Source organism: Kitasatospora sp. NPDC058243 (assembly GCF_042882025.1).
GTDB lineage: Bacteria > Actinomycetota > Actinomycetes > Streptomycetales > Streptomycetaceae > Kitasatospora.
In genome coordinates this window covers 1,798-2,186 of the sequence record NZ_JBHVWW010000145.1, presented here as the reverse complement: position 1 = coordinate 2,186, position 389 = coordinate 1,798, and the positions used below count along the sequence as shown (strand labels likewise).

Genomic DNA, 389 nt, shown 5'->3' with positions numbered 1-389 from the left:
ACATGATCAGGCGGGCGGTGACCTGCTACTTCTTCGGCTTGGAGGTGAAGGCCGCGTAGTCGGTCTCGGCTATCTCCGCGTCCGAGATCCAGCACCGGCCCTCCTCGTCCCAGAGCGCTTTTGGGTACTTGATCGCCGTCCAGGCGTTCTCGTCGATGCGCGCGATGGCGGCCTTGATGGAGGCGTTCGTCCGCACCGTGGTGGAGAAACGGGAGTTCATGGCCCGGCAGGCGTTCACGGTGCCGGCGCTGTAGAACGCGGAGTCGGCCCGCATCACCAGCAGGCCGCTCGCGCCGCAGGCGCGGGCGGTGCGGAGGGTCTCGGCGACGAACGCGGCAGCCCCGCGCGCGGAGTTCGACGGTCCCCTGCGGAGCCGGGTGGCGGCGATC

1 protein-coding gene is annotated in these 389 nt (G+C 69.7%); it reads right to left on the bottom strand.

The genetic code is table 11. From position 1 onward, the window contains the following. Positions 1-25: 25 nt before the first annotated feature. Positions 26-389, bottom strand: a 364-nt coding sequence (locus ACFVX9_RS39630; RefSeq protein WP_387987136.1) for a transposase, incomplete at its 5' end; no start/stop codon positions are given.